This window comes from Bartonella sp. AA97HXZ (assembly GCF_042196985.1).
GTDB lineage: Bacteria > Pseudomonadota > Alphaproteobacteria > Rhizobiales > Rhizobiaceae > Bartonella.
Map to the genome: position 1 here is coordinate 1 of NZ_JBHIRC010000052.1, position 2,802 is coordinate 2,802.

Below are 2,802 nucleotides of genomic sequence, written 5' to 3' on the forward strand. Positions count from 1 at the left end.
ATGATATTTTTCGCATATGCTTCTCCATAAAAAAAGCTCCGCAAAAAGCAGAGCTGGATTAAAAAATTGACATCTTTCTCATTCGGAAAGATAGCTTGTTAAAACTCATGTCGCTTTTTCATTGGAACAAAAGAATGTATTTGACATTATCAATTTTGTAGCATATAAACTACAGATGTTTATTGTTAAAAAAACACACTATTTTACAGAGTGGTTAGACTCATTAAAAGACAAACAAGTGCAAAAGAAAATTGCTGCACGTATTTTCCGCCTTGAATATGGGCTTCTAGGAGACGTGAAATATTTCCGTGGTATTGGTGAGTTAAAAATAAATTATGGACCAGGCTATCGGGTTTATTTTGTAAAACAAGGGAAACAAATCATTTTGTTATTAAATGCTGGTGATAAATCCACACAACAAAAAGATATCGAAAAAGCCCTTCAATTAGTAAAGGAAATGAAACATGGAAATTACTAAATTTGATGTAAGTGAATATTTTAACACGCCTGAAGACTTTAAGATTTTATTAGATGATGCTTTAGAAACTAAAAATAGTGGTTATATTGCACATGTATTAGGTATTATTGCACGTAAACAAGGAATGACAGCTGTTTCTCAAGAGACAGGTTTAAATCGCGAGTCCCTCTATCGTTCTTTAAGTGATAAAGGCGACCCACGGCTTTCTACTTTTCTCAGTGTTTTGAATGCTTTAAATTTGCAAATGAGTTTGACACCTATTCAAAAGAATTGTAAGGAGCAGACAACTTTAGAAGAAGCATCTTAACCACCTCCCCATTTTGAGAACGGGGAGGGGCATATTTTTTACTTAAGCAACCTTTTTAATGGGGCTCTCTAAATCTGGTTCGTAAGTTCGCAACAAAGAATCCATGCTATGTGGCAGTTCTGAAGCTCCAAAATCTGTCAAAATTGCCAAGATTTTTGTAATATTGGGCACGTCATCTTGAAGCTTTAAAACTAGAACCTTTTCTATTGCATTCATAGTTTGAACCAGAGCACTACAATCTTTGTCGCTCACATTTTCATCATTAGAAAATTGAGATAATGCTATCCATAAATCGCATAAGAAGTTGGTATCTATCTTCATTGTACACCTCCATGGATTTGTTCTCTCAAACAAGCTAATCCTCTAGATGTGATTTTTGTTGAAGGCAGCACCTTTTCTGTACCATCCGGTCTTTGAATGGTAATAGCAGGGCAATCCATGAATCCTTTCTTGATCTTATCCTGATAAGGTAACAATGGCGCTCCTGGAGCCCGTCGATATACCCAATCATGTTTACGCAAGTAATCTGTTAAATCCTTTGGGCGTACCTCTAACATCTTTGCAGCTTCGATAAGACCAAACAATCCATCAGAGCGTTTTAAACCTTCTAAAGCTTCTGCTTTTGGTGCTAATTCAGCAATAACATGATCTTTCTGCTCGATTTGGCTTTGTAAGTGATTCAAAACACCAAGCAATGCTTCGGGTTTAGAGTAGTCAACTTGTGGTGTTGCTACTTGTTTCAAAAGCCGTTCACATTTGATAAAGTATTGACGTGCTTCATGCCCTTTATCATTACGCTCTATCATCGAAAGATGTTTAGCCATGTCTAACGTAATGTGGTATTCTTTTACCTTTCCACCGTTTTCTAAATTTTTAGAAAGCGTTATAAAGTTTATATTTTCCAGAAACTTACATTCTTTAATGCGATTTTTAATCCAGTCTGCAAACTTTGATGTAATTCCTAAAAATGCGTGCAAATCACGCGCATTAACAGTTTGAACAGTCTCTTGATCAATGACCTGTTCTGATATTTCTATAAGTGTGTTCATGAGAACTCCTTGGTAATAGACGTTTTTGATTGACACTCTTTAAAAAGTGCCGGGTGCTCAAAAACACGGTACCAAGTCCGTCGTTACGCTTTTCCCGCAAGGGTATTGTATAGCGTAACCACACCCGACAATATCATTATATGCGTGTAACATACAATGAGTCAAAGCCTTTAATGTGCGGAAAATAAACTATCTCGCTAGCTCGCCCGCTTGGTATTTAAGGTGTTTTTGAGGCACCTGATTCGATTATTCATATTGTCGCTACATTGTCAAGTGGCTTCTGATAATTTTTTGCATTTTTGCTAATTGATGCCTTCCTCATCCATATGGATAACGCCTTCGCCTTCATCACATGCGTTAGGTGGGGCGTTTGGGTCAAGGGTATCATCTTTGTCTGGTGTGGTGTTTGCAACGTTTCCAGCTGTGTTTTCTTGGGTTTTATCAAAAAGTTCGCAATCTATTTTTGTAGTGTAACCACCCGTTTTATCAAGTTTGTGCTTAACACTTTTGATGCGCCATTCTGCTGGAATATAGGGGCGGAAAGGGGGCTCTTGAACAAGCTTTGCTTCTGCTTGCACAAACGGATCACCACCGATATCACATGAGAAAGAAAACTTACCGCGTGATGATTTATTGCGATAAGCGGCAATGGCCGCAACAGCCTCTGATTGGTTATGGTAGGTGTATTTGAGTTCATGGAACGGTGGGTTACCAACTTTGACTTCTTTTTTTTCACCACTGCGGATATCATGATAGGTTGCGAGAACACCGCCTTTCTTCTCTTTGTCTTCTTTTTCTTTCTCAGATTCTTTTTCTGCTTTTTCCGATTCAGATGATGGTGCTCTGTCATTGTCATCCATATGGATAAAGTTTTCATCATCATCAATCTCTTCTGGTTCTCGTGCATCAGCGGCGGCTTTTTGATCATCTCCTGCATCTGTCTTTAATCCATTGGCGGCACCTGCTTC

4 protein-coding genes and 1 pseudogene are annotated in these 2,802 nt (G+C 38.1%); 2 read left to right on the top strand and 3 right to left on the bottom strand.

Annotation, left to right across the window (positions count from 1 at the left end):
• The first annotated feature begins 175 nt into the window (after positions 1–175).
• Positions 176–478, top strand: a complete 303-nt coding sequence (locus ACFINE_RS09485) for a type II toxin-antitoxin system RelE/ParE family toxin (protein ID WP_317994005.1) — start codon at positions 176–178, stop codon at positions 476–478.
• Positions 465–785 carry an addiction module antidote protein gene (locus ACFINE_RS09490; protein WP_375621863.1) on the top strand — a complete coding sequence of 107 codons (321 nt, stop codon included), beginning with the start codon at positions 465–467 and terminating at the stop codon, positions 783–785. The genes ACFINE_RS09485 and ACFINE_RS09490 overlap by 14 nt, the downstream gene beginning before the upstream one ends.
• A 42-nt stretch (positions 786–827) precedes the next feature.
• Here ACFINE_RS09490 and ACFINE_RS09495 read toward each other — a convergent pair whose 3' ends face one another.
• From ACFINE_RS09495 to ACFINE_RS09505, 3 genes and pseudogenes are all read right to left on the bottom strand, one after another.
• Positions 828–1,106 carry a hypothetical protein gene (locus tag ACFINE_RS09495; RefSeq protein WP_375621864.1) on the bottom strand — a complete coding sequence of 93 codons (279 nt, stop codon included), beginning with the start codon at positions 1,104–1,106 and terminating at the stop codon, positions 828–830.
• Complete coding sequence (locus ACFINE_RS09500) at positions 1,103–1,834, bottom strand: antA/AntB antirepressor family protein (protein ID WP_375621865.1); 732 nt, start codon at positions 1,832–1,834, stop codon at positions 1,103–1,105. Before ACFINE_RS09500 ends, ACFINE_RS09495 begins: the two co-directional genes overlap by 4 nt.
• A gap of 302 nt (positions 1,835–2,136) precedes the next feature.
• Positions 2,137–2,802: pseudogene (locus ACFINE_RS09505) on the bottom strand (late control protein); the annotation flags it as partial.

What these genes read in the sequence shown, in the direction of transcription:
- ACFINE_RS09485 (WP_317994005.1), top strand. Translation starts at nt 176, where the DNA reads ATGTTTATTGTTAAAAAAACACACTATTTTACAGAGTGGTTAGACTCA.
- ACFINE_RS09490 (WP_375621863.1), top strand. Translation starts at nt 465, where the DNA reads ATGGAAATTACTAAATTTGATGTAAGTGAATATTTTAACACGCCTGAA.
- ACFINE_RS09495 (WP_375621864.1), bottom strand. Translation starts at nt 1,106, where the DNA reads ATGAAGATAGATACCAACTTCTTATGCGATTTATGGATAGCATTATCT.
- ACFINE_RS09500 (WP_375621865.1), bottom strand. Translation starts at nt 1,834, where the DNA reads ATGAACACACTTATAGAAATATCAGAACAGGTCATTGATCAAGAGACT.